At 49.6% G+C, this 24,546-nt stretch carries 21 protein-coding genes; 13 read left to right on the forward strand and 8 right to left on the reverse strand.

The features are described from left to right. The first annotated feature begins 140 nt into the window (after positions 1-140). From TW77_RS21210 to TW77_RS21230, 5 genes are all read left to right on the forward strand, one after another. Positions 141-776 (forward strand): glycoside hydrolase family 19 protein, encoded by a 636-nt coding sequence (locus TW77_RS21210; protein WP_052713297.1) that lies wholly within the window; start codon positions 141-143, stop codon positions 774-776. 2 nt (positions 777-778) lie between these two features. Further along, positions 779-1,609, forward strand: a complete 831-nt coding sequence (locus TW77_RS21215) for a lamin tail domain-containing protein (protein ID WP_046006957.1) — start codon at positions 779-781, stop codon at positions 1,607-1,609. 18 nt (positions 1,610-1,627) lie between these two features. Beyond that, a complete protein-coding gene (locus TW77_RS21220; RefSeq protein ID WP_046006958.1) occupies positions 1,628-2,626 on the forward strand; it encodes a hypothetical protein in 999 nt (332 codons plus the stop codon). A 127-nt stretch (positions 2,627-2,753) separates the two neighbouring features. Next, positions 2,754-3,410, forward strand: a complete 657-nt coding sequence (locus tag TW77_RS21225; protein ID WP_046006959.1) for a hypothetical protein — start codon at positions 2,754-2,756, stop codon at positions 3,408-3,410. A 107-nt stretch (positions 3,411-3,517) separates the two neighbouring features. Beyond that, the gene (locus tag TW77_RS21230; RefSeq protein WP_046006960.1) at positions 3,518-4,498 is read left to right on the forward strand and encodes a hypothetical protein; all 981 of its coding nucleotides are present in this window, start codon (positions 3,518-3,520) and stop codon (positions 4,496-4,498) included. Between the two features lie 38 nt (positions 4,499-4,536). Here the strand turns inward: TW77_RS21230 and TW77_RS21235 are convergent, their stop codons facing one another. From TW77_RS21235 to TW77_RS21250, 4 genes are all read right to left on the reverse strand, one after another. Beyond that, on the reverse strand, positions 4,537-5,841 hold the full coding sequence (locus TW77_RS21235; protein WP_046006961.1) for a dicarboxylate/amino acid:cation symporter: 1,305 nt from the start codon (positions 5,839-5,841) through the stop codon (positions 4,537-4,539). Positions 5,842-5,851: 10 nt separating this feature from the next. Next, the gene (locus tag TW77_RS21240) at positions 5,852-6,709 is read right to left on the reverse strand and encodes a substrate-binding periplasmic protein (RefSeq protein WP_046006962.1); all 858 of its coding nucleotides are present in this window, start codon (positions 6,707-6,709) and stop codon (positions 5,852-5,854) included. 10 nt (positions 6,710-6,719) lie between these two features. Beyond that, entirely contained in the window at positions 6,720-7,853 is a 1,134-nt protein-coding gene (locus TW77_RS21245) for a DcaP family trimeric outer membrane transporter (protein ID WP_046006963.1), read from the reverse strand. Between the two features lie 237 nt (positions 7,854-8,090). Continuing rightward, positions 8,091-9,599, reverse strand: coding sequence for a helix-turn-helix domain-containing protein (locus TW77_RS21250; RefSeq protein ID WP_046006964.1), 1,509 nt, complete (start codon positions 9,597-9,599; stop codon positions 8,091-8,093). 351 nt (positions 9,600-9,950) lie between these two features. On the opposite strand from TW77_RS21250, the gene TW77_RS21255 reads away from it, so the two are divergent. Further along, on the forward strand, positions 9,951-10,352 hold the full coding sequence (locus tag TW77_RS21255) for an ACT domain-containing protein (RefSeq protein WP_046006965.1): 402 nt from the start codon (positions 9,951-9,953) through the stop codon (positions 10,350-10,352). Positions 10,353-10,388: 36 nt separating this feature from the next. Here TW77_RS21255 and TW77_RS21260 read toward each other — a convergent pair whose 3' ends face one another. Continuing rightward, the gene (locus TW77_RS21260) at positions 10,389-11,117 is read right to left on the reverse strand and encodes a glycosyl hydrolase family 18 protein (protein WP_046006966.1); all 729 of its coding nucleotides are present in this window, start codon (positions 11,115-11,117) and stop codon (positions 10,389-10,391) included. A 210-nt stretch (positions 11,118-11,327) separates the two neighbouring features. Here TW77_RS21260 and TW77_RS21265 point away from each other — a divergent pair, with 210 nt between their 5' ends. Next, entirely contained in the window at positions 11,328-11,870 is a 543-nt protein-coding gene (locus TW77_RS21265) for a hypothetical protein (protein WP_046006967.1), read from the forward strand. Between the two features lie 25 nt (positions 11,871-11,895). On the opposite strand, the gene TW77_RS21270 is transcribed toward TW77_RS21265, so the two are convergent. Then, the gene (locus tag TW77_RS21270; protein ID WP_082079003.1) at positions 11,896-14,514 is read right to left on the reverse strand and encodes a serine/threonine-protein kinase; all 2,619 of its coding nucleotides are present in this window, start codon (positions 14,512-14,514) and stop codon (positions 11,896-11,898) included. 301 nt (positions 14,515-14,815) lie between these two features. Between TW77_RS21270 and TW77_RS21275 the strand changes: the two genes are divergently transcribed. From TW77_RS21275 to TW77_RS21285, 3 genes are all read left to right on the forward strand, one after another. Beyond that, on the forward strand, positions 14,816-15,817 hold the full coding sequence (locus tag TW77_RS21275; protein ID WP_046006969.1) for an FHA domain-containing protein: 1,002 nt from the start codon (positions 14,816-14,818) through the stop codon (positions 15,815-15,817). A 407-nt stretch (positions 15,818-16,224) separates the two neighbouring features. Beyond that, the gene (locus TW77_RS21280; RefSeq protein WP_052713298.1) at positions 16,225-17,577 is read left to right on the forward strand and encodes a M24 family metallopeptidase; all 1,353 of its coding nucleotides are present in this window, start codon (positions 16,225-16,227) and stop codon (positions 17,575-17,577) included. Positions 17,578-17,799: 222 nt separating this feature from the next. Then, positions 17,800-18,267: a hypothetical protein gene (locus TW77_RS21285; RefSeq protein WP_046006970.1), complete on the forward strand. Its 468-nt coding sequence runs from the start codon at positions 17,800-17,802 to the stop codon at positions 18,265-18,267. Positions 18,268-18,305: 38 nt separating this feature from the next. Here TW77_RS21285 and TW77_RS21290 read toward each other — a convergent pair whose 3' ends face one another. Both TW77_RS21290 and TW77_RS21295 read right to left on the reverse strand, forming a co-directional pair. Beyond that, the gene (locus TW77_RS21290; RefSeq protein WP_046006971.1) at positions 18,306-18,824 is read right to left on the reverse strand and encodes a flagellar protein FlhE; all 519 of its coding nucleotides are present in this window, start codon (positions 18,822-18,824) and stop codon (positions 18,306-18,308) included. Between the two features lie 228 nt (positions 18,825-19,052). Further along, positions 19,053-21,572 (reverse strand): TonB-dependent receptor plug domain-containing protein, encoded by a 2,520-nt coding sequence (locus TW77_RS21295; RefSeq protein ID WP_428838753.1) that lies wholly within the window; start codon positions 21,570-21,572, stop codon positions 19,053-19,055. Between the two features lie 343 nt (positions 21,573-21,915). Here TW77_RS21295 and TW77_RS21300 point away from each other — a divergent pair, with 343 nt between their 5' ends. From TW77_RS21300 to TW77_RS21310, 3 genes are read left to right on the forward strand one after another with little or no spacing between them, the layout of a single operon-like run. After that, positions 21,916-22,362: an ATP-dependent zinc protease family protein gene (locus TW77_RS21300; RefSeq protein WP_046006973.1), complete on the forward strand. Its 447-nt coding sequence runs from the start codon at positions 21,916-21,918 to the stop codon at positions 22,360-22,362. 1 nt (position 22,363) lies between these two features. Beyond that, positions 22,364-23,269: a 30S ribosomal protein S6--L-glutamate ligase gene (gene rimK / locus TW77_RS21305; RefSeq protein WP_046006974.1), complete on the forward strand. Its 906-nt coding sequence runs from the start codon at positions 22,364-22,366 to the stop codon at positions 23,267-23,269. Continuing rightward, a complete protein-coding gene (locus tag TW77_RS21310; RefSeq protein WP_046006975.1) occupies positions 23,256-24,311 on the forward strand; it encodes a succinylglutamate desuccinylase/aspartoacylase family protein in 1,056 nt (351 codons plus the stop codon). The genes rimK and TW77_RS21310 overlap by 14 nt, the downstream gene beginning before the upstream one ends. Positions 24,312-24,546: the final 235 nt, after the last annotated feature.

A 24,546-nucleotide genomic window follows, 5' to 3' on the forward strand; every position in this document is an offset into this window, starting at 1 on the left:
TTTATACACCGCATTATTTTTAAAGCCTGCGGCTTTGGCACATCATAGATTCCCCACGAACCTGCATTTGATTGTCCGAGTATCTGCATTAAGGGTTGGGCAGACTGATGGTCATTAAAACAGACCACAGGACGACCAATATGCAACTTGAACAACGCCTTATCCAGGAAATCATGCCCCATGCCCGAATCGATAACATACGTTATTACCTGAACGCACTCAATTCGGTGTTGAGCGAGTACGAAATAACAACACCGTTGCGGGTAGCACATTTTCTGGCACAAATCGGCCATGAAAGCGGCAGTCTCAGATATACGCAGGAAAACCTCAATTATTCTGCCGTGGCGTTAAGCTCGGTGTTTGGTAAGTACTTTCCCACTTCGGCAATGGCGTCGGACTATGCACGCAAGCCAGAGAAAATTGCCAACCGGGTATATGCCGACCGCATGGGCAATGGCGATGAGGCGTCTGGTGATGGCTGGCGTTATCGCGGCCGAGGGCTGATACAGTTGACGGGAAAACACAATTACCAGCAGTGTGGGGAAGCCATAGGACAGGATCTGCTGAGCCAGCCCGAGCTGGTGTGCAGCGACCCGGACGTAGCAGTCAGATCGGCCTGCTTTTACTGGCAGAGTCGTAAGCTGAATGCGCTGGCCGATCAGGACGAGCTGGTCACCATTACCCGTAAAATTAATGGCGGGCTCCATGGCCTGGAAGATAGAGCGGCGTTTTTGAATCGTGCCAAACAGTTTATGTCCATAGACAGGGGAGTATGAGTATGGATGCGATCAGCAAAATGTCACTGATAGAACTGAGTCGTCACTTTGCCTATTTGCAAAATAGTGAACTGTGCTGGCAAAGGCTTGAACATCTTATCTTGCAGCAATGCAAAGACAACTTTGTGCAGGCAACACAAAGTGGCCAGGAAGTCGATGCCATGTCGGTGTGGTGGCAGACTTGCTTCGAGTTGTTATCGCCACATCAAATCCAGATCTGTCATGTAAACTATCGGGACGAATACCTGGAATTATTCAATCGGGGGCCTGCCATTATTGACTTACATGGCTGGAAACTGTGCGCAGGTGATCGGGGCCAGTCGCTGGTTTTTCCTCGTCGTACCTTGATATACCCCAAAGAGAAACTGACCATTGCAACCAGCGGGCGCAGTTCAGCGCCCAACTTTGCCAGCGGCCAGCCTATCTGGAACAACCACGGAGACTGCGCAACCCTGCTCGATCCCAGCTGGGCAGAGATCTCCTGCTGGAAATACGGCACAGCGGCGCACTCTGAAGTGGCTATCAGCCAGGTTCATTACATCAGAGCACAGCAAAAGGATCACTGCGATGAATATGTCGAAATTGCCAACCTGGGCTCCGCCTGGATTGATCTGAGTGGCTGGTGTATCCAGGGCGATAAGTCTCAGCATTTTGAATTTCACTCTGGTGCTGTGTTACGTCCTCAGGGCATGGTCCGGGTCTATACGAATTTGCATAGTCCGCAAACCGGTGGCTTCAGCTTTAACAGTAACCAGGCATTGTGGCCACACGAGGGCGGTCAAGCCCGTTTGCTTGATTACCGCAACCGGCAGGTCAGCGAGTTTAACTGGTAAATCAAGGAGGGCGTAGCAATGACAAAACAAGCCACCGAAAGTGCAGGCGATTGTGAACAGCAGACCATGCGGCTGAGCGCCTGGGCGCAACTAATAGAAGAATGTCATGCCATGATGGCCTTTGCGTTTCGTAAAGGATTGCAGGTGCCCGAAGGTACGGTGGTGATGTTGCACCAGCTTGAATGGACAGATAAAAATGCCGCTGGCGCCCGGGATCTTGCCCGGGTTCACAATCGCCTGGCTGAACTGGTGTCGCCTGCCAAGCCCGAGACCATCTGGCTGATGGCAGAAGAAAGCCATAAGGGATCCTGGCTGTTGTTTTTGGGGCGGGTAAAGCTTATCCGCAAAATGATGCTGGTGGCGATTACCTCGTTAATTGCGTTGATTGCGCTGAGCCTGTCGAGCTATATCAATAACGAAAACATGGTTGCGAGCATGTTTGATATGGAAGGGACCAGGCTGCTATACGTACAGGCAATTTTGCTGGCCGCAGCGGCTATCGGCGCCTCTTTCTCGGCGTTATTTAAAGCCAATACCTATGTGACCGCCGGCTGCTACGACCCTAAGTATGAAAGCTCTTACTGGGTGCGCTTTGTGGTTGGTCTGATAGCGGGGATCATACTTACCCAGCTTATTCCCATCGACTTGCAAGCGGTGGCCGATGCCACAGCGGCACAAAACCGCAATACCGAAGTCAGTCAGGCTGCGCTGAGGATAACTATGGCACTGGTTGGCGGGTTTTCGGCAAACCTGGTGTATAAAATCCTCGACAGAGTAGTGGAAACCGTACAGTCCTTTATTGCTCCGCCCGCAAGCCCGGCTCCTGATAATAATCTGCAAGCGCAGGCTATGCACACACGTATGCAGTCACTTGAGCAGCTTAACTCTGTCAGCCTGGCGGTGATGGCTATCCAGCAAAAGCTGGCAAGCGACCCGAGCATCACGGCCGAGCAAATGCAGTTGATGCTTAGTGAGCTGGTCCGCGCTTTGAACGCACATCAGCACACAGAGCAGTAAATTCAACGGCATAAGTATATTAAATGCGTAGATTTACGGCAAAAAACCGCGCAAATCACCCGATAAACCTGCGATGTAAACGCCTATTCTGATCGTAATTAAGTGTACAAACTACGGAGCAGATAACATGAGTACATTGATTTTTCGTTTATGTGAAGCCGCCGATGGTAGCCGGTTTGGGTGTTTGTCAGACAGACCAGAGGTGCCCGAGTTATTTGATTTGGGCTATGCACTGGCCAGTCCAAATCGCCATTGCACCATACCCACACAGCCGCATCACAGCTGGGTGGAGGAGTACAGTGTAGAAGGCGAGGACTTTGCGCCGCTGACGGAGCTGGAGGAAATCCCCCGGGAGGTCAAAAACGCGTTTAATGCTCTCATGTCTGAGCTTATCAGCGGGGTAGACGTGATGTTTTGCAGCTATGCGCTCGGTAATGCGCTGGGGTTACCTGTATGTGATGAGGTGATGGACAGCCATTGCACAACCGACTTTGTGCTTTTCCCTCAATCTATTTGTCAGGCCCACACGCCTGATATACCGGCCTATCTGGTTTGTTACAGTGTGCCAAGAGGTGAGCCGGCTGATCCGGCCCTGCAACAGCATCGCATCTACTGTCAGCCTGGCAGCTTTGCTTTTGCCCAGGCCTTTAGCGCCATTATTGAGCAGCGTGGCAAGGCTGGGCTGAAGCCTCAAGGCGTCTCCCCAACAGATAAACGCACAGCTCAACAGGCCCTAAATCGCTTCACGGACTGTTTACGCGCTTATCATCGCGCACATCAATAAATAACCTGCTTATTCACCGGCCCACCAGCGCCGCCCAATGCTGAACCGGGTACACACAGCCCGCACCCGGTTCGGCGTCTTCCCCTATTGAATTTTCCGGAGCATTTATGACTTCCTTATTCCATTTCTATGGTACCTATCTGGCCGGACTGGCATTAAATATTGAGCCCAGAACGGCACGTCTGTTAGCAAAGTATGCTGGCCAGGGGGTATTGCAGCAAGCGCCGCAGACGAGATTAAACTGGCACAGCGACTGTACTCCTGTTTACCCCATTCATACCGGGTGTTCTGACAGTGATATCAATAACCTGGGCCCATTTCATTGTAAGCTGGCTTTTACCCATTTGCCGGCTTTTGATGAGCATAAAGAGGCCGCTATCTGGTCAGCCAATTGCGTTGACGGCCTTGCGTTAATCAAACAGCCAGCTACGCAGCTGAACAAGTCCCAGTTAACTGAGGTGCCCGATTTATTAACCTGTCAGCCCGACAGCCGGTTTGCTCGCACTATGCTCAATGATGTGATTTTTAAAGCACGTTATCACCACAAGGTACAGTTGATGTCCGAGGCTTTATTCGGCTGTCGGCTCTATGTGTACCAAAATACCTGGCCGTTAGAGCACTGGCAGGCTTTATGCCAGTGCTGGCTTGCGACATGCTATGCGCTGCATTGCTGGCAACATGGTCAACCGCTCAAGCTCAGTGGCAGCGACTGGCAAATGCAGAAAAATGCGCGTGTACAATACATTTACCGCAGGCTATGTGCGCTATACCCAAAGATGATAAAGACGCCAAACAGCGTGAGTCGAGAGCGTTTATGGGTGTCACTAATTGGTGATTACACGTATCCAGAATCGCTCGAAAGTGACAGCAAATCACCACGCGATTTGGCCTTTTTAGAACAGGCGCGGCTGCTTGGCCGGATCACCAAAGCAGGCCGCATTCAGGCTATCAATGAGTTTAAACAATCGCACTGGTATATGTTTAATCTGGCTGCCAGTTACCATTGCAACTGGTTTGCGCAGCGGCTATCCGAACGTGGTTTCAAACAGTTCGATACACGCCAATGCCTGGGCTTTGATGTAGTCTGAAAATAGCCCAGGTCGACCTATTTCGACCTGGGACCTTATTACGGCTGTGGGTGTTCTGACAGGGCGTTTTGTTGCACATCGGGTTTAGGCAGCACCACTGAGATAATGGCACAGGAGCTGTGTACTATAGCAAGCACCCGAAATGGCGCCACTATGGGGTCTATCACGACGAATAGCACCAGTACGGCATCGAGGGGCAGTCCAAGCGGTCCGGAAACCAGGGTCAGCATAGTGAGCATAGAAACCCCCGAAGAGCCTGCCGTAGCCGTGCCCGCCAGCACGGAGCCTATGATGATCACGGCCACCGTCAGCAATCCGATATCCAGATTATATATTTGCACCACAAACACCGTTGCCAGCGCAAAGTAGAGTGTCGGGCCTATTCTGCAGAGGTTAAACGTCAGAGGCACCAGTAAATCGACCTTTTGTTTTTGATAACCAAATTTGTCGGTCAGTGCATTCAGGGCTGACGGCAGGCTGGCCATTGAATTGGCCGTCCCCAGCGAGACCGTAATGGGCTCTTTAAGCGCGGACAGGGAGTACCAGAAAGTGCCGGTACGATGCCACAGTACCAGACACATCAGCACAAACCAGCCAATGAAAGTCAGGATCACGACGGGAATGAACTTGATCATCGCTAAGATGGCGTCAGAGCCAATTTGCGACAAGGTGGCGGCAAGCAAACCACATAATCCAAACGGGAACACGTACATCAGCCACTGAACCAGTTTACTGAAGGCGGAATAGATTGCCTCAAACGAGGTACAAATATGCTCTGCTACCGAGTGTTTGATGGTGCCGATGGCAAACCCAAATAAAATGGCGAAAAACAAAACTTTAATGGTATAGCCATTGGCCAGTGCAGAAAAAATATTGGACGGCACCAGGGTGAAAAAGAACGCCTGTAACAGCGAGCTGTCTTTAGGGGGCTGATAAGGGGCATTGAGGTCGACCGCCAAATCCACGGCGGATAAATCCTGGATCACGTTACCTATGGCATCCAGTGAGGCCGTATCCAGGTGACTGCCCGGGTTAAACATCAGACCAAAGAAGGTGCCCGTGGCACTGGCGGCAAAAATTCCCCCCAGAAAGACCCAGCTCAGGCGGCTGACAAAACGCTGGCTGTCTGGCTGATTGAGCAAACGGCCAATACTCAGGGCAATGGCCGTAAGCAAAATCGGCAGCACACACATAGTCAGCATGTCGAGGTAAAACTGGCCGAGCGGCGATACGACTTTGATCAACTGTGGCTCGTTCAGACCAATATGAATACCTGCCGCGGCGCCGATGAAAATCGCCCAGTTACTTTTCAGGTGATGCAGATAAGAGATAAACTTGTTCATGATAGCTCCGTTAATAGCGGTGGATCTGATTGATGACGTCGTCGTAGTTGAACAACACCTTGTCGGCATTCAGCTCCAGAGACAGGTTATCGAGATAGGACTCAAGCAGCGCGCGTAAAAAGTGGCCATTGGGGGGCAGTGCAATGCCTTTTGGGTCATAGTCTTTTTCCAGCACCACAGTCAGCAAAGACATGGCATTGTTTTTATTGTCGACTATCACTTTTTTAATCTCGGCCTCGTCGCGAAAAGCGGCGATCACCTCTTGTGCTTTGAGGGCCTCGATTGCTTCTTGCCAGTTAGGGTAAGGAACCAGAGTCATCTGGCTAAAACGCTGTCTGGCATAACCCACGTAGGAAGAATTGCCAATCACCGCCAACTTGCCTTGCAGCGTCTGGATGGTTTCTATTTTACTGCGATTATTGAGTTGCTGTTGCAGCAGTATTCGGTTGACCAGCAGTCCTTTTCGCAGGCGAATATAAGGGCGGGTAAACAACACCCGGCTGGCTCTGTCAAAGGTAATGCTGAGCTTACAGATAGCCAAGTCGGCCTTGTCCTCTGCGACCATGTCGATGGCCTGATTCAGGGTTTTGGCACTGCGGTCAAAAATGAGATTAACCCCCAGTTTATCGGCAAACCCACGGATCAGCTCCACGTCCACTCCTGTCAGGGTGCCTTGTGCATCACGGTAGTAAAACGGCGGCGTATCTTTGTGATACATAGCGACGCGCAAAGTACCGCGATTTAAAATTTTCGCAAGCGCCGGGGCTTGCGCCACACTGGGAATTTGCGCTGGTGGCTGCGCTGCAAAAGCACTGAAAGTGAATACACAGCAAAGCAGACAAATTAAAGAAAAAGGCAGAGTGTTCATAATCGCATCCTTAAAAACGATATTTGGTGGAAAGCTGTAACCGGCGCAGCCAGTGGCTTTGTTCATTGGTCATTTCGCGACGGACAACGGCGTACTCAAACCCGATGTACATGGCGGGGGTCAGCTGGTGAATGGTATTGAGGTGCAGCGACGTAAACCGATAAGACAGAAGGCTGCCGGGGGAAAGCGGCTGGGGTTGCTCAATGCGCACCGCACCCAGACTCAGATTACTGCGCCACTGCGAGTCAAAGCGATACTGATAGGCCAGATAGCCACCCGCACTTTTGAGTAACTGCAGTCCGTCATCTGTCAGGTAGGCAGCATAGTTATTGGCCTCCTGGGTGTAGCGCCCTAACCCCCGACCGTACCCCAGGTAGCCTTTCAACGTGGTGCTAGCCCCAACTGCAAGCTTGCCTGAAAGCCCCAGACCAAACCCATTCTGGCTGTCTGGCTGAGGTGATGAGGCAGCGTGCTCCAGTTTGAGCTGGCGATACACAGATTGCACAGAGACATGGCCCGAGCTCAATGTCAGGCGCGCCCGTGCACTCATATCAAACACCGGATCTATGCTGTGGTAGCTGGACTGTGGCGTCAGTTTGGATTGCTGATAATCCGTTTGTGGATTTTCTGCTGCCACACTAAATTGCCAGTCAGCATGGTGACGGGTATAGCGGATCTGGCCTTGCCGGAGCATGGCCTGACCACTCTCATTGGCAAAATCAAGTGTCTCGGGGAAGCTTTTAACATCCACAAAATTCGACCAGTTCTGACCAAACTGCCAGTTGTTAAAGCTGATGTAGGCAAGCCTGAGACGTGGTTTTGCACTATTGGCAATTTTCTCGCTGCCAGCGCTGGAATAAGACCCTTCGGCAAAAAAGTCTAACTCCACCACGCCGCTCAGTTTGGGGTGTTGGATGCTTTGCCAGCTGGCCCTGAGTCTGGATTCTCTTGCATGGACCCTAACTGTGTTGCCGGGGGCGTTTTGTCCTAGTGTGGCATAATCGATCCTATCGCCACTGTGCCCGGACAGGTCATACAGGGTATCAACCTTAATATAACCGGACAGCGTAAGCTCAGGTGGGGAGGCGCTTGCGGTGGTACTGAGCAGCACTGAGCTCAGTGCAAACAGAGATGGCTTTTTCACGGCTTTTTCCTTCTTTTATATAATTAACAGGAGCTTAGCCTTGGGCCAGATAAAGCGCTGAGGGAAAGGGCTGAAATAGTCGGGCAAACTCAGGCAGTGTATTTACCCGATATTTTTACACTGTCTGAAAGGTGCTGAGGGAAAGTGCGTGGCCCGGGCAAGTCATTGGTATGCATAAACAGTCCCAGTGACAGCCCAGGAGAGGCGAGAGTTTGTCTTGGCTAACGCATGTTGCCATCAAACTTGGTTGTACACCGTCTTTAAAAGACGCTTTTTATATTCGCGGGGCGAGACCTGGGTATAGCGGCGGAAAATCTTTTCAAAGTGACTGAGATCGCCAAATCCCACATCCATACATAAGTCAGTGATCCTCAGGTTGGGGTTTTCCTCAAGCATACGGCAGGCATGTCTTATTCTCAGCTCAGCGAGAATTTGTTTAAAACTTCTGTTGAGCGTGCGTTTAAACAGGTAGGACAAATGAGAAGCGCTGACATAGGCGTTGGCGGCCAGAGTACTTAGCGACACGTCTTGCTGCCAGTGGAGACTAATGTACTCAAGGGCTTTTTGTAAGCTGGGGTGAAACTTAGAAAATATACCCAGTTCCTGGTCCATTAAGGCCTGAATGTAGTTTGTTGTTATCTGTTCAGCGCGAAGGGGATTTTCGGTCACTATATTTGGACACAATGCCTGGATATGGCAGGTGTCAATTTCGGGCTTGGGGGCACAAGTAAGCAGCCTGAGTACGACCTTCTCTAGCTCTTGCGTATTGTCTGGCCAATCGTGATTGTGCAGCATCGCGCGCGCAGCTTCACTGAAACGTTGCTCCCGATACAATCGGTGACGCTTGGTAAATAAGTCTACCAGCGGCAATATATCATCGCGACGTTCGCGCAGTGGTGGCAGCGCCATTGAAAAGAAGTTGAGCTTTTGCCACAGGGAGGCGATAAACTGGCCCTGCGTCACACGTTGCCTGATGTCCTCAGTGCTGGCAGTGATCAGTCGTACCTGGCTTAAGTTAATTGTCGAGCGAACCGTGTTGTGATGACTGCGTGTGGTCAGCATGTCACATAACCGGCCTTGCTGAACCTGGCTAAGGCTTTCCAGATTATTAAGAAAGACACAGCCACGCGTCAACTGGTCAGCAATATAATGCAGTTTTTCAGAAAATTGCTGATCATCCAGTCCGGCACAATCGATCTCATAGAAAGGATAGGGGCTAGATGGACCACTAAAGTGTAACTTACAGGCCACATCCAGTACTTCGCTGCCAGGCTCTGCGCGAATAAACACCGGGCAGTGACTTTCGGCAATGCGCTCAATGGTTTTTTCCAATGCCATAATGGACTCACTATACCCCATCAGGGTAATTGCATGGCCAAGATGGTGATGTGACAGGGACTGAACAGAGTTGCGTCTGACCAATACGGCAAGCTGGCTGGTGATTTGCGACAGCTGGGTTTGATTAGGCGGCGTGTCCTGGCTTTTAAGCAGGTTCAGAGCGCCAATTTTTTTCCTTTGATAGACAATAGGAAAGCTGTGCTCAACCGTTTTAGCGAAGCGGTTATCCTGATTAAAATAAATATGTGTGCTGGCCGGATTATCAAAGTCGCTGACCTCCAGCTGAACTTGTTTCAGTAATTGTGGTGACAGGCGGCTGTTCAGATAGCGGGTAAGTGATCTGGTAAGTGGTGCATGTTGTTCGAATGGCGATACATGACGTGTAACAGGGTGGTTTAACTCGTTCATCGTTGACTCCAAAGCAATAGCAACTTTGTCTGTCCAAACTCCTTTTTAAGCAATAAGCCTGCCTATTCAGTGACTTATTACCCGGCTGTATGGCAGCAAACAAGGTTTTTTAGTGGGTTGATGAGTACAAGTTAAGGAATTCAACGGGGATTCAATCGGGGTAAACTACGAAGTATTAGTTACGGATTATTACATTGGGGTTAATTTTTATTAAATTTAGTGGTGTTTATGTGTTGAATTTAATATTTTTACACTTAAGTATTTACCTTGATTGGTGTTTGATAGCTTGGCATGTCACGGTGGGTTTGTTAGGGTATAGCGAAAATAAAACCTAAAAAAGGAACGGTTAGAATGGCTGGCATTATTGACCTGGCAGCGTTGCTAAAAACCATGGAACCTGTATTACATGACACCGAATATGTTTTTTGCTCTGTCTCGGGGGGACTGGAAGAGTATATACCACTTAACCCCATCGCCACGTTTCAGGAGCACGAAGGTCTGACACTGATAGTCACTAAAGCAGCTGCACAGCAGTATGGCCTTCAGTATGAGGGACCGTTTAAGCAGATAACCCTGAGTGTGCATTCCAGCCTGGATGCCGTCGGCCTGACCGCTGCCGTAGCCCAGTGCCTTACAGAGCAAGGGATCAGCGCCAATGTGGTTGCCGCTTTTTATCATGATCATATTTTTGTTCAGACCAGTGATGCACAGGCGGCCCACAGCGCGCTGACTCAACTGGCTGCATCCAGTTAATTTGCTGCAATGCGATTAATTTAAGCACGTTTGGCCCTAAAAGCGGCTATATCTGAAGTAATCCCGCTCTTGTGCGCCGTTAAGCGGCATTTCATGGTATTTTACGACGCCGCTTATGTTTCCCCCTCTGAGGCTCGCCGCTTCTTTTTCACTCAGACTTACTGTGCGCTCAGCACATCGCGCCTGAGTATGCATTGTTCCGGTGCTATGACTATTTGTTGCCAAATCAGCAGGATAGCTGTGGTTGAGCAAGGGCCCGGTGCTGTTGGCAATTTGCGTCAGCAAGTAAGTGCGTCCGGTTTGTTGTGCAGCCTGACCAAACTGATATTTTAACCCCAGCAGTAGCGCGTCAAAATCATGGGGTGAAATGGTTGTCAGACTCTGAAACTGCGCGCTGCCACTGACGGCTTGCGTATCTAGTTGCGCATAGTAAGACGCGGCATCTAAATTCAGCCCATCCAGCTTATAGTGTTGCAAAAAATCGACCACGCTCTGACAGAATAGCTGACAGCCATTGATGTCCTGGCTGAGGTAGCGCCAGCCGTTATCATCAGGTGACAGACTGAGCAATAACCGGGTGTCGGGGTAGTTAGCGCGTGTCGCATCCAGATGTGCCGCAAAGGCAGCTTCGCCACCGGCTGCGACAAGTCGGGCGCCATCCAGACCCGCCGGTCTGACTTGTGCGCCACTGATGTATATCGCTTGCTCGCAACCTTTACGTTGTGCTTCGGTCTCTGTCGGACATGTTTTGTGTTCAAAAGTCATAGTAACAACTTAATCATTCACCTATCTGGGACAATACTATGACGAATCGTGCTCAGCGGGACCATTACACCAGTATTACACTCTATTACACGCGCTGGTGATGTGCTTTGCGTTGTGGTAAAAGTAATAATAATTCGCGGATTTTATTGGTGTTTTTAAAAGCACCGAGTAAGCTCAATAAGCGCACTAACCACATAGGGAGCGACTAAGATGAAAAAAATTGTTTTAAAGCTTGAGCAAAATGCTGACAACTTTTTGTTTAAACTAAGCCCGAAGGCGACAAGTACGGATTGGGATCTGACCTACTATGATCCAGCGACTCAACAATATGAAGCGCCAACCCAGGATACTCAATTTAATGTTGAGTTTGAACTGGGAGAAGCGTGTTTTGACAGCAATATTTCAGGTTTGGCTCGCCGTGCTCTGGCCTCTAAGCAACAGGCTGTGTTTATTGTCGAGATGGACGACACCAGTACAGATGGAGACTGGCGCTTTTGGCAAAATGGCATTTCTTTGTCCAGTGAACAAGACGAGCAGGATTACACACTAAATGCGCAGGTGCAAAATCAGGGTAAAACACTGGTGCTGACCATCAACAATGTGTTTAGCAACGCTGCCTTGTGCGCAGGTGAATTCGATAAAATTGATTTCAGATTTGTCGCGGTAAGACTGAATAAATCAGCAGGCCAGCTAAACGAGATCTTCTACTCGCAAGATCCTCGCATCGGCGTGCGCCGCGACAAGCCGGCATAACCAGAGCGGACTGAGTACGTCAACCTTACTTAGGTTGACGTCTTGGACACAAGGTAGCGCCAGCGGAGCGGTTAACAATCTCAACAAACTCAGCTCTTTGGCACAGGTTTTCGAACCACGGCAGGTTAAACCAAACCGCGCCATAACCGACAGACATAGCAGCTTTGACATTGACCAGTGCTGAGGTCAGCTCACCGACCTGAGCATACACGAGTGCAGCCGTGAACGCATATTCACTATTGTCTGGTGATAGTTTGATTGCCTTGTTAAGTAAGGTTACAGCGGTTTCATGGTTTCCTATCTGTGCATGCGCCTGGGCGGCATCCAGTAAGTCGTAGAAATCGTCGGATGTGCTATTACGTTCGATGACCTGTTGATAGTAGCGCGTTGCTTCGCGCATATTTCCATTGAGCTTTTCAATATCAGCCAGGTTGAGTAAAAAGAGCGAGTTGTTTTCTATTTCACTCAATGGGCTGGCGGTTTCCAGCGCCTTAGCAAATTGGCCATTGAGCATGTAGCACAGTGCTAATACGTTGATATCAAATGGTTGTGGGTCTGCCGATACCACCTTGGTATAACGCTCGATGGCCTGCTCAATATTGCCCTGTGCAAGGTGAATATCTGCAAGCAGCTGATTGGTTAGATAGTCATCGGGCGACAGCTGGAGTACTTCATTCAGGTAATGTTTTGCCTGCTCAAACTCGCTATTCTGATAATAGGTGTTAGCAAGGTTAAACATAATGGAGGTATTCTTTCTCAGCGCCATTGCGGTGTGCAAGTGTTCAATTGCGGCCTTTAAATCGCCTTGCTGTTTAGCGCGCTTTGACAGGATCACGGCTAAATCATAGGTGCTGAAATTGCGTGTCCGGGCACTGAGCAGGTGTTTGTCAAACAGGGCGTCGTTATGGCTTGCCAGCGCCAGTAGCATCATTTCTTTATCGAAGAGTGCTTTTTGCTGATAACTTGCTGGTGCGTTGGTCAGTATATTTTGCAATTGACTCAGCAGCTGCTCGTTTTTAGTTTGGTGGTGCAGCGTTAAGCTGATATCGCTGTAAAGCCCGTAGGCTGCGAACAGGTAAGGCGAGGTTGTCAGGAGCTGCTGCAATGCCTGCAAGTTGCTCAGATTATATGCCCCGTTATTCGATACATCCTGATAAATTTGCAGATAACTTAAATAGTCTTGTTGCCTGATGGCCTTTACTGGCAGACTGCTTGGTGTTAAATCATTAAATAACTTTACAGCATGGGCCTGTGTGGAATAGAAGTTTTCAATTTCACTGGTCAGTGCCATTGGCCAGCGGATCTGTTGCTGGACCGTCCACTTTTCTCCCCCAAGGCGGGTCAAAACGGTTTCACAGCTGTGCTCGCTACAGGTTAACTCGGTGCTAAGTATATCGGTTGCGCCAGTTGTGGCCGCAAGCTGCTGCAAAGTGGCATCTGATTGCGTCCTTTGTGCGATAAGTTCTGTGTGCTGCCCCTCAATGATCAGCTGACGCAGTGCATGGTCAACGCTGGCCAGAGTACTTTTCTTGCGCTCATCATTGATTGGCTGTGTGAGGGTAAGCTGAGGATTGAGCACCAGCACGTAGCGTTTTTGTGGCTGTTCGGAATTAACCAGCCAGGCGCCGAGTATGCTCAACAACAGGAAAACGATAAGTGCTACACCAATACGCGCTTTATGGCGCTTGATAGGCGCAGGCAGCTCAGTTGCGCTTTCGGTGGTCAGGCTGTGTGGCTCAAACGGCACGGTCTCCTGCTCCATAATCGCATTTTGTGTGAGTGCAATCAGGATTTGTTCCAAACGTCTGGCCACTTGCCGTGCATCTGTTGGGCGCTCATGGGGGTCTGCTGATAACAGTTGATTCAGCAGGACACAAAGTGGCTCAGGCAGGGCAGGTAGTATTGCTTTGGCATCGTCATGCTCGCCATTTAATATACGCTCACGCAACTGAGCCTTACCAAAAGGATGACGCCCGCTTATCAGCTCAAAGGCCAAAATACCGAACGCAAATAGATCTGATTGCGGGGTAAGCGTTTCACCGCGCAATTGTTCGGGCGAGGTGGCACTGATACTTCCGCGACTTTGATTCAGCGTCTGGGTGTGTGTTTCGTCTTTCGTCTGGCTAATTCGCGCAATGCCAAAGTCGGTGATTTTAACCTGAAGGCTTGCATCAAGCAGGATATTGGCGGGCTTGAGATCGCAGTGAATAACGCCACACTGGTGAGCTGCAGCCACCCCATTGGCCACCTGGATCAGCAGCGTGAGTTTTTGCTCGAGGCTGAGTAGTTGCGTTTTTTGGTGATAAAACAGCGTACTGCCATCTACGTACTCCATGATCAGGTAGACCTGTGAGGGGGTTGTGATTATATCGTAAAGCTGCACGATATGCGTGTGGTTTAACCTGGCCAGGATCTGAGCTTCGCCAAGGGCGACAGAGATATCTTCCTCTGCGTTTTGCATCTTTAGGCGTTTAATCGCGACCAGGCGGTTCAGCCGGGTGTCTTGTGCCAGCAGCACTTCGCCCATGCCTCCTTCCCCTAACACTTTTTTAACATGGTAGTGTTTTGGTAAGTCAGCCTGTTGCGCAGTGGACGTGCTATCCGTCGGCTGTGATGAGGATGAAGGGGGGTGCGATTTATCCATGTTACTTTTTGTCTATTACCTTACGGGTGCTATCGCCTTAGGCGTGTTCGTGGTGCCGGAAAAATGGCATTACAAAAGAACCACATGTACCGAATTGTCATAGTAACGTTTAAGCAAATTAAATACCAGCTTATCAGATTAACAGGTCCATCTGATTGTTTTGAATATGACAATATTGTGGTGTAATGTGGTGAAATCGGTGTTTTTCAAAAACGGTGTTACGATTAATAAGGAACAGATCTCAAGGTCGGGCCCAGTGGTGATACTGGCAGCCTGCCTGAGCCGTTATCGAGGAGCGACTATGGCCACGCTAAAACATAAACAGCAATCTAAGTATTTATATTTAAAGTCTTTTCATCGTTTTGGGCGACTTAAGCACTCTGTGGACAGCTGCTTTGATGAGTTGGCTATTTCCCGGATCCATGCCGTGATTGAGTGGCAGCAAGGTTACTGGTACTTACGCGATCTGAGCCGTAATGGGACCTGGCTAAACGATGCAAGAGTGCCATACAATCAGGACGTTGCTTTAAACGTAAACGATGAAATTCGCTTTTCTGAGTCAAGTTGTCATAGCTTCAGTGTGACTGATCTGGCACCACCCGAGGATTTATTGGTGCCTTACAGTCATGATGAACTCGTTGATGGTAAAACACCGGTGATCCAGCTTGAAAACTATCATTTATTACCCAGCGAGTCAGATCCTGAGCTAATCGTCTACTTCAATAATGCAGAGCAAACCTGGTGCTATGAAGAAGTTGGCTCGGAGCATCCGGTGAGTATTACCGATGGCGAGCAACTACGCTTTGCTCAGCAGGTATGGAGTTTGATCCAAACTCGTGCCAGCCAGCAAGAGTGCACCGCAGAAGTGACCGAAACCGATCCGTGCGATCTTGAGTATGTATTCACGCTGAGTCAGGATGAGGAATATGCTGAATTACAGGTGACACAGGCGCAGGAAAAAGTGGATTTTGAAACCCGGACACACCATTACCTGACCGCCTTACTGGCCAGATATAAGGTGAAAGACATGCAGCATCAGGTAGATGATGCCTCACAAGGTTGGGTGTCGGTCAAGCAGTTATCACGCGACCTGGGGCTGACAGAAAGCCACATTAATATCCAGATCCACCGCGCGCGCAAGCAGTTTGTTGATCGGATGAAAGACAAGTCAATGGCTGAATCTCTTATTGAGCGTAAACGCGGCAGGGTGCGCTTTGGTGGCAGGCATTTCAGTATTGTTAAAGGCCAGCAGCTCGAGGCGTCTACTATGTACCAACAAAGTGATGAACTGCTGGTGAGTTGATAGCAGCGAGCTGGTGCACATAGTTGCACTATACTGGTAAGCCCGATAAACGCTCGGGCTTACGTTTGGGTCATACCTGAAGGTGGCAGGTCTAGTATTCCAAGGCCCATCCGAAGTACGCTTTAAGGTTTTGGCCTTTTATTACCTTTCCTTGCTCATCCAGTGTGACATGGTAACGCCATTGCTGCAGCGCATCTATGCCAGCCTGGTCAAAAATGCCCTTGGGCGTCGATTCTAAGACAGCAATGTTGCGTGGCTAATAGCGCTTCTTTTTGCATTCATCCCGAACGGTTTGCTGGCCCCCAAACTCTGCAATAAGATTGAAAACCGTTTACTTAAAAAGCTTTGCCTGTTGCCGGGTTGCCCCGGCTTTGGCGACAATAATATAAATAACGAGCAGGACGATTATGCAGAGAATTTTGGGATTATTTTTGAGCTTGTGCACGATAAGCACTCCCGCTATGGCCGAGGAATATGCACAGGGCCGTCAGATATCGGCATTGCCGGATGTGTTGTCATTCAGGGAGCGTGTTCAGCCCATCAATGATATGGTGACAGATCGCTTGGATAACTTACTTCCTGAGCTGATGCGTGAAGCGGACTTGGATATGTGGCTGGTCATCAACCGCGAATATGGCGAAGATAAGCTGTTTTATACCCTGGTGCCGCAGCCCACGTTTGCAGCGCGCCGGACCACTTTACTGGTGTTTTCAAAACAAGCGGATGGCAGCGTTGAGCGCTTTAGTGTGAGCCGTTATCCCATTGGCGAGTTGTACCCGACTGTATGGGAAGGGGGCACAAAGGCTCAACAGTGGCAGCGTCTGGCTGAGGTGATTGCCGAGCGTGACCCGAAACGCATTGGGATTAATGTGAGTGAAGACTGGGCACTGGCCGATGGCCTAAGCGTTGGACTACATAAGCAACTGTTGAAGGTATTGCCGGGCAAATATCAGGAACGCCTGGTGAGCGCCGAAAAACTGGTGATCCGTTGGCTGGAAACGCGCAGTCAAAAAGAGCTTAATGTTTACCCGCAGGCGGTGACACTGGCGCGCCGGGTAATTGCAGAAGCATTCTCCAATAAGGTGATCACACCCGGCGTGACTACTACCAAAGACGTTGAATGGTACTTACGCGAGCGCTTTGAAGAATTACAGCTCAGACCCTGGTTCCAGCCGTATGTGAATATTCAACGTCAGGGCGACAAAACCAGTAAAGACGATGTGTTTATTGGTGAATACAATCGCACTATTTTACCCGGAGACATTATCCACACCGATGTGGGTATTTGTTATCTGAATCAGTGCACGGATACACAGGAAATGGGCTACGTTCTAAAGCTACACGAAACCGATGTACCAGCAGGTCTGAAACAGGCTATGGCCATAGGCAATCGCTGGCAGGATATTTTGACCAGTAACTTTAAATCAGGGTTAACGGGCAATGAGATCCTGGCCAATACCATTAAACAAAGTAAAGCGGCAGGCATCGTCAGCAGTACTTATACCCATCCGCTCGGCTTTGTTGGTCATGCGCCTGGGCCAACCATTGGCATGTGGGATAATCAGGGGCCGACACCGGTACAGGGAGACTGGAAACTGCATCCAAACACAGTTTATGCCATTGAGGGAAACATTAAGACGCAGCTACCGGAGTGGGACAACCAGTGGATCCAAATTAAGCTGGAACAAGATGCGGTATTCGATGGTAAGCACGTCTGGTATCTGGCAGGCCGTCAGACACAATGGCATGTGATCAGATAACGTTTTATCAGCGCTTACAAGGAGGCAGGTGCAACTATCACGAGTATTGTACATACTTCGAAAAGGCAATCAGCGGTATATTGGTGCGGCAATTTGGCGCCATAGTGCGGCACCTAATTGCAACTAAGGGCAGGGTGTATTGGTAATTCTCTAAATTTAAAGGGTATTTAGAAGTGGCGTAGGTTTTGCTTAAGTAACAAAACATTCACAAGGAGACGAATTATGATTTTAAACACTTCTATCCAGGGCGCAGTGAGCCCAGTCTCGCAGTATGCTTCCGTAAAAACGACCAACACGGAAGCTGATGTCAGTAACCAATCTACACAAGCCAGCGCCACGGCCGTGAAGCATACATGGGATTCTTTTCGGGATGATGTTGAATCAGATCCTGTATTTGCAAGAGAAATGGCAGAAGCCATCACTTTTATCCCTAACAAAATGACCGTTAACCTCAATGAGGCGCCACCACTGACTGATCCCGTTGCACACAAAAAGTGGGCCGATCAGTCCGTCGAGTTTGACCGAATTGCCGAACAGGTGACTGAGCAACGTATTGCTTTGTTCAATCGTATGAAAGGTGAGGGAGCCTCTGATGCTGATATTTATAACGAAATGATTGCGTTTAATAAAACGCTGCCAATGGACTATCAGGCAAAAGCGGGCATGTTAAGTGTTAATGAGTATGCGTGATCTTTATAGGCCTTCTCTCGAAGGCCTATAGTTTATTTCTAATTATAATTGACGATAACCTGACTACGCTGCCCGTAAGCTGCGGGTGACAATGCGCTGCCATTGCCTCGGACACCAAATGCGAAGATAAACTTCTTGTTGGCAGCCTGATCATTGAAGTTAGTGAGTCGGCCTGATTTGCTGGCACTGACATTGACACAATTATTCGTTGAGTTAAGGCAAAGGTATACCAACATGCCTGGAGGTACGTATGAATAACTCCACGAGTAATGAACAGAAGTAATCTTTGAGCCAAAAGGCACGGAACCAACAACGGGAAGGTCCAGCGTGTAATATAGGCCCGTATTTCTTAATGTTGGTCCATAACCACTACTTGCCCAGGCACCGCCATTTATAGTAATCGGACCCTCAAGGTTGTTAGGTGAAATTTCTTCGGTAGACACTGAGATGGAAGGGTATAGCAGGTCATCAGGTTGAGTATTGGCTGCCGAAGCACTCGTCCATAAGACAGACGCAGATACCAGGCACAATGAATATATGTGTTTTTTTGTAAACATGTACTAACTCCTTTTGTTGTAAAGGTGTTAGTGTTTTGTTTTTTCTTTGTTGTGTCAATTAAGTAATCTTCAAGTTACAAAATAGCTTTTTGAGTGAATTCTGACGCAGGTATGAACTGTTCAAATCTCAGGATAAAAGTGCTGAGCGGGGAGGTGAGGCTCTAAATTGAAAAGCGTATACCCCTACAGCTGAGCTTGCAGCTGCAGGGGAGTCAGTCCTGTGTAAAATTAGAAGTTAAACGACACCTTACCATAAACAAAGCGGCCATCTGTGCTGTAAGCAGAGAACGCTGAGTAAGGGAAGATCTGGTTAAAGTTGCTGAACCCGATGTTGCTGACGGTATCCTGAGGATACTGATCAAACAGGTTGTTTGCACCAAGGGCAACGCGCCATTGCTCGTTCACCTTGTAAGCCACTTCCAGGTCTGTGATCCATTTGGCTGCCAGTACTTCGTCTTTTTCAACTGTGCTGGAAGGATCGGTCACTTCTCCGTAACGGGTTGCTTTGACCATAACCTGCCACTGTTCACGTTGCCAGTTTGCCACCAGGTTCCATTTGTTATCCGGTGTACCCGACTCAAAGCGTTCAATTTCACGACGAGCAAAGTACTGGTAGCTTTCACCAAGCGCAGCAAGCTCAGCCGGATTGGCTTTGACATTTGTCACCTCGGTATCGTTGAGGTTCAGGGCAGCACTGAGGTTAAGGTCGCCATAATCCGCCAAATCAAAGCGATAGGTTGCAACAATGTCTACACCCTGAGTGCGCGAGTCAATCGCATTGGTAAAGTAGCGAACACGCTGTACATTAAATTCGCCAGCCTGTTGCAGGATCTGCTCAACCGCGTCACCGCTGAGGTTTTCAGACATCACAATGCGGTCGTCAATATCAATGCGATACGCATCCAGTGTCAGGCTAAAAGCGTCTTTCGTATAAATGAAACCGGCTGTCAGGTTAACAGACTCTTCGGCTTCCAGTGGCTTGGCACCCAGTGCCTCAGCCGCAGGGGTATCGACCGGATACAGGCCAACTTCATTTGGTACGCCGTCTTCAAATACGGTGGCAATCGACTTATATGAAGTCTGAGCCAGCGAAGGCGCGCGGAAGCCTGTGCTCAGCGCACCACGCAGCGACAGCTGGTCGCTTACTACATAACGGGTTGCAAGCTTACCAGTCAGGGTTGAGCCAAAGTCGCTGTAATCTTCATAGCGGGCCGCCAATACCAGGTTCCAGTCGGTGGTCAGGTAAGTATCAAACTCAGCAAACAACGCGACATTATGGCGTGACTCATCTACCGCACTTTCTGGGGAGAATCCAGCCAGAACCTGTGCGCCACCTGCGGCAACCGGCTGGCTGTTTGCATCTAATACCGTCTGATAAGACGCCAGTTTGCCCGCCTGAATTTCATAGGTTTCGCGGCGGTATTCACTGCCAAGCGTAACAAATACGCTGTCGTACAGTCCTAAATCCAGTTCCGTTTTGGCTTCTGCATTGACCAGCAACTGGCTATAAACCAGTGCGCCGTTGTCGAATTCGGTTGGGCTGCTTGCGCCCATAGAAGTATTCAGGCTGTTCGATACGCCAAAGCCAAAGTCGTTCAGGCCATAATTGGTGCTGACATCGTACTGCCAGTCACCGGCATCCCCTTTGGCACCCACAGCAAAGCTGTAGTCGCGCACTTCGGTGTCTATTTGCGGTAAAAAGCCATCCGGATAAACTTCAAGGACATTACGGCCATCCTGAGGACGACGGAAGAAACCGCCCGAGTTGCCATCGCGGCTTGAGAAGCTGCCGAATGAGTACAAGTCTAAGTCTGACGCCAGTGCGTAGCCTGCGTTGTAAAACAGCGCAAAGTCTTCGATGTCGGCTTTACCAAATCGGTGATTATAACGCTCTGCGGTAAATTCACGGGGATCCAGCTTGCCGTTTTCATCACGGGCATACTGCTCGCGCTCATCAATGCCTGAGCGGTTAGTCGGTTGCTTGTTACGCAGCTCAGCAGCCACGTTGATAAAGCCCTTGTCGCCAAGCTCAAAGCCAATATTGCCGCTAACAGTGGTGGTGCCGCCATCGTTTAGTTCGCGATCTGCGCCTTTGTCAAACGCCAGGTTGCCCTCGGCATCTTCATAGGTGCGCAGCAGTTGTGCAGAGCCGGCCATTTGCGTGTCGTACTCACCATAAGTGACCGACAGGTTGCCGCCTTCATCGGCATCGTTCAGCACAATGTTGATCACACCGGCAATGGCGTCTGAGCCATATTGTGCCGCAGCGCCGTCACGCAATACTTCGATGCGCTTGATAGCTGCGGTCGGAATGGTGTTCAAGTCAACCGCTGTGGAGCCACGACCAACCGTGCCATTCAGGTTCAGCAGGGCACTGGCATGGCGGCGCTTACCATTGATAAGCACTAAAGTATGATCGGGCGCCAGTCCGCGCAATACTGCCGGGCGTGCGTGATCGGTGCCGTCTGCCAGTTGCGAGTTCGGAAAATTGAAGCTTGGTACCAGCGTTGTCAAAACCTGGCTGAGTTCAAGCTGGCCTGAGCTGGTGATTTCATCCAGGCTGATAACATCGACCGGTACCGTGCTTTCAGTAACGCTGCGCAGGCTGCGTCGGGTACCTGTGATTTCAATCACTTCTGTGGTGTTACTGGCCTTAGGTGCCTGGCTTTCTTCTGCGCTGGTGTGAAACGAAGCGGCGGCGCCCAGCACCATGCTGATGCTGGCTGCCAGAGTACTCGGTCTTAACATGGTCATTCCTGATTATATGTTGATTTCTGTACGGGCTTTTTTTGTCTGGCCCACGAAAAGGATGGCAATACTAAAGGTGGATAATTCTATGGGAAATTCGAATTCGTTATAAATTATAACAGCTCAAGTTTTTATGTTTATTTAGTAACATTGTATTAAATGCCAGTCAGAAAATTACAAAGTGTCAATCAGAGTCAGGCTTGCTGGCTTAGTCATCACGCCTTTGTTACTGTGGGTCAAAATTTTATTGTTCAATCAATTGCTTTGCTGCTTTGGATAAATAAATTTTGTTAGTCTATTGTTTAAGAGCAAGGTATAAAGCGCTTTTTTAAGGAGCACAAAAATGTCGACTTTAATACAGGTTGGATGGCGCGAATGGCTGTCTTTGCCTGAGCTGGGTATAGACAGGATCAAAGCTAAGGTGGATACCGGCGCCCGAACCTCTTGTTTGCATGCCTTCAAAGTAGAAGAGTTTGAAAAAGAAGGCGCATCCTGGGTTCGTTTTTGGATGCACCCTAAACAAAAAGACACCGACTATGAACTGGTCTGTGAAGCGCCGGTGCTGGACGTGCGCAGGGTAACAGACTCGGGGGGCCATCAGGAATCTCGCTATGTGATCCAATCGACATTGCACATTGGTACCGAGCGCTGGCCCATTGAAATCACGCTGACCAACCGGGATAACATGAAATTTAGAATGTTACTCGGTCGTACAGCAATGGAGGGGCGGATCTGTGTCGATCCTGCAGCCTCGTATTTAACTAAAAAAAGAATTGAAGCAAGGAATTAACATGAAAATCGCCATTCTATCCCGGAATAAAAACCTTTACTCGACCCGTCGTTTGATAGAAGCGGCAAAGGAGCGCGGCCATGAGCCTGTGGTGCTGGATGTGCTGCGCTGCTACATGAACATCAACTCCAATGAGCCAGAAATTCATTTCAAAGGCGAAAAGGTAATAGATGTAGATGCTGTGGTGCCGCGAATTGGTGCCTCGGTCACGTTTTATGGTTGTGCCGTGTTACGCCAGTTCGAAATGATGGGCATTTACCCGTTAAACGAGTCGGTGGCCATTACCCGCTCGCGTGATAAGCTGCGCTCATTACAGCTGTTATCCCGTAAAGGCGTTGGCATGCCCATCACCGGATTTGCTAATAAGCCCGATGATGTAAAAGACTTACTGGAAATGGTTGGCGGTGCCCCCGTGGTGATCAAACTGCTAGAAGGCACTCAGGGTATTGGCGTGGTGCTGGCAGAAACCCGTAAAGCGGCAGAAAGTGTCATTGAAGCCTTTATGGGCCTGAAAGCCAACATTATGGTGCAGGAATACATTAAAGAAGCCGGCGGTGCGGATATTCGCTGCTTTGTGATTGGGGATAAGGTGATAGCTGCGATGAAACGTCAGGCGCAGGAAGGCGAGTTTCGCTCTAACCTGCACCGCGGCGGCAGTGCCAGCCTGATCCGCATTACCCCGGAAGAGCGCAAAACCGCTGTTGCTGCGGCTAAAGCAATGGGCCTGAATGTAGCCGGTGTTGACCTGCTGCGCTCAGAGCGTGGGCCACTGGTGATGGAAGTAAACTCGTCGCCAGGCCTTGAGGGCATAGAAAAAGCAACCGGAAAGGACATTGCCGGTATGATCATAGAGTTTATGGAAAAGAATGCAGCCAGTAAGAGGACCGCAACGCGTGGCAAAGGCTAAAAAAAACCAGGTATTTACACTACTTGATACACCCATTGAGGTGGCTGAGCGCAAAACCTTGTCGCTGGAAGTGGCCAAGCTCTATACCCACTCTCCGTTAACCATTCCTATTGAAGTGGTTAATGGCGCAGAGGCTGGCCCTGTGGTGATGGTTTGCGCCGCCATTCATGGCGATGAACTTAACGGCGTAGAGATAGTGCGCCAGCTTTTAGCAAAAGTGGATCCAAAGGCGTTGCGGGGAACCCTGATTGCTGTGCCGGTAGTGAATGTATTTGGTTTTATTCATAAGTCACGTTATTTGCCCGACAGACGAGATCTGAACCGCTGCTTTCCGGGTTCAGAGCGGGGCTCATTGGCTGCTCGTGTTGCCAATGTGTTCTTTAAACGGGTTGCCAGCAAATGTACGCATATTATTGATTTACATACAGGTGCTATCCATCGTTCCAATTTGCCCCAGATACGGGCCAATCTGAAGTGCGAAGCAACCGCAGACATTGCCAAAGCCTTTGGCACACCTGTGGTAATAGACGCCACGCTGCGTAATGGCTCGTTACGCAGTGAAGCCAGCAACCTGGGGATCCCCGTTATTACCTACGAAGCGGGAGAAGCGCTGCGCTTTGATCCATTGGGCATTGCCGCCGGACTAAAAGGCGTTGAAAACGTACTCAGACGGCTGAAGGTACTCAAAGGCCGGCGTACTAAAAAGGTGCCAGAGCCAGTGATTGCGGATTCCACCAGCTGGGTGCGCGCCCATACTGACGGTATTGTCCGCGCAATGGTGGGCCTGGGAGAGCGAGTCAATAAAGAGCAGGTGCTGGGGTATATCAGTAACCCGCTGGGTGGCAATGAAGTGGCTATCCAGGCACCACGCAGTGGCATTATTATCGGTCAGCAGTCTTTACCTTTGGTCAATGAAGGTGATGCGGTGTTTCATATTGCCTACTTTGCCCATGCTAACACCATAGTGGAGCAACAACTGGGTGAGTTTATCGACGAGCTGGATTTAGAAGAGCAGCCGGTCGACACCGAACTCAACAACTGATCCATCGCAGCTGGTCTCGGGCGATTTCATTGCGCCCGGCCAGCTGTTTGTACTTCCTGGAGCAAGCTGGCTGTTTAGTTGGCTGTATTTTGTTCATCTTTTTTATCTCAAAAGTTAACACTTTCAACCCGAGTTTAAAGCCTTTCCCCTGAGGTTAAGTGACACCGAAATTTTCATCCTTCCTGACGCGGCCCTATGTGGTTAAATTGGCGTAAAAATTGAGCGAAAACAGGCT

The sequence above is a fragment of the Pseudoalteromonas rubra genome, assembly GCF_000967655.1.
Lineage (GTDB): Bacteria > Pseudomonadota > Gammaproteobacteria > Enterobacterales > Alteromonadaceae > Pseudoalteromonas > Pseudoalteromonas rubra_A.

Coding starts and splice junctions, on each gene's coding strand:
- TW77_RS21210 (WP_052713297.1), top strand. CDS start 141: ATGCAACTTGAACAACGCCTTATCCAGGAAATCATGCCCCATGCCCGA.
- TW77_RS21215 (WP_046006957.1), top strand. CDS start 779: ATGGATGCGATCAGCAAAATGTCACTGATAGAACTGAGTCGTCACTTT.
- TW77_RS21220 (WP_046006958.1), top strand. CDS start 1,628: ATGACAAAACAAGCCACCGAAAGTGCAGGCGATTGTGAACAGCAGACC.
- TW77_RS21225 (WP_046006959.1), top strand. CDS start 2,754: ATGAGTACATTGATTTTTCGTTTATGTGAAGCCGCCGATGGTAGCCGG.
- TW77_RS21230 (WP_046006960.1), top strand. CDS start 3,518: ATGACTTCCTTATTCCATTTCTATGGTACCTATCTGGCCGGACTGGCA.
- TW77_RS21235 (WP_046006961.1), bottom strand. CDS start 5,841: ATGAACAAGTTTATCTCTTATCTGCATCACCTGAAAAGTAACTGGGCG.
- TW77_RS21240 (WP_046006962.1), bottom strand. CDS start 6,709: ATGAACACTCTGCCTTTTTCTTTAATTTGTCTGCTTTGCTGTGTATTC.
- TW77_RS21250 (WP_046006964.1), bottom strand. CDS start 9,599: ATGAACGAGTTAAACCACCCTGTTACACGTCATGTATCGCCATTCGAA.
- TW77_RS21255 (WP_046006965.1), top strand. CDS start 9,951: ATGGCTGGCATTATTGACCTGGCAGCGTTGCTAAAAACCATGGAACCT.
- TW77_RS21260 (WP_046006966.1), bottom strand. CDS start 11,117: ATGACTTTTGAACACAAAACATGTCCGACAGAGACCGAAGCACAACGT.
- TW77_RS21265 (WP_046006967.1), top strand. CDS start 11,328: ATGAAAAAAATTGTTTTAAAGCTTGAGCAAAATGCTGACAACTTTTTG.
- TW77_RS21270 (WP_082079003.1), bottom strand. CDS start 14,514: ATGGATAAATCGCACCCCCCTTCATCCTCATCACAGCCGACGGATAGC.
- TW77_RS21275 (WP_046006969.1), top strand. CDS start 14,816: ATGGCCACGCTAAAACATAAACAGCAATCTAAGTATTTATATTTAAAG.
- TW77_RS21280 (WP_052713298.1), top strand. CDS start 16,225: ATGCAGAGAATTTTGGGATTATTTTTGAGCTTGTGCACGATAAGCACT.
- TW77_RS21285 (WP_046006970.1), top strand. CDS start 17,800: ATGATTTTAAACACTTCTATCCAGGGCGCAGTGAGCCCAGTCTCGCAG.
- TW77_RS21290 (WP_046006971.1), bottom strand. CDS start 18,824: ATGTTTACAAAAAAACACATATATTCATTGTGCCTGGTATCTGCGTCT.
- TW77_RS21295 (WP_428838753.1), bottom strand. CDS start 21,572: ATGTTAAGACCGAGTACTCTGGCAGCCAGCATCAGCATGGTGCTGGGC.
- TW77_RS21300 (WP_046006973.1), top strand. CDS start 21,916: ATGTCGACTTTAATACAGGTTGGATGGCGCGAATGGCTGTCTTTGCCT.
- rimK (WP_046006974.1), top strand. CDS start 22,364: ATGAAAATCGCCATTCTATCCCGGAATAAAAACCTTTACTCGACCCGT.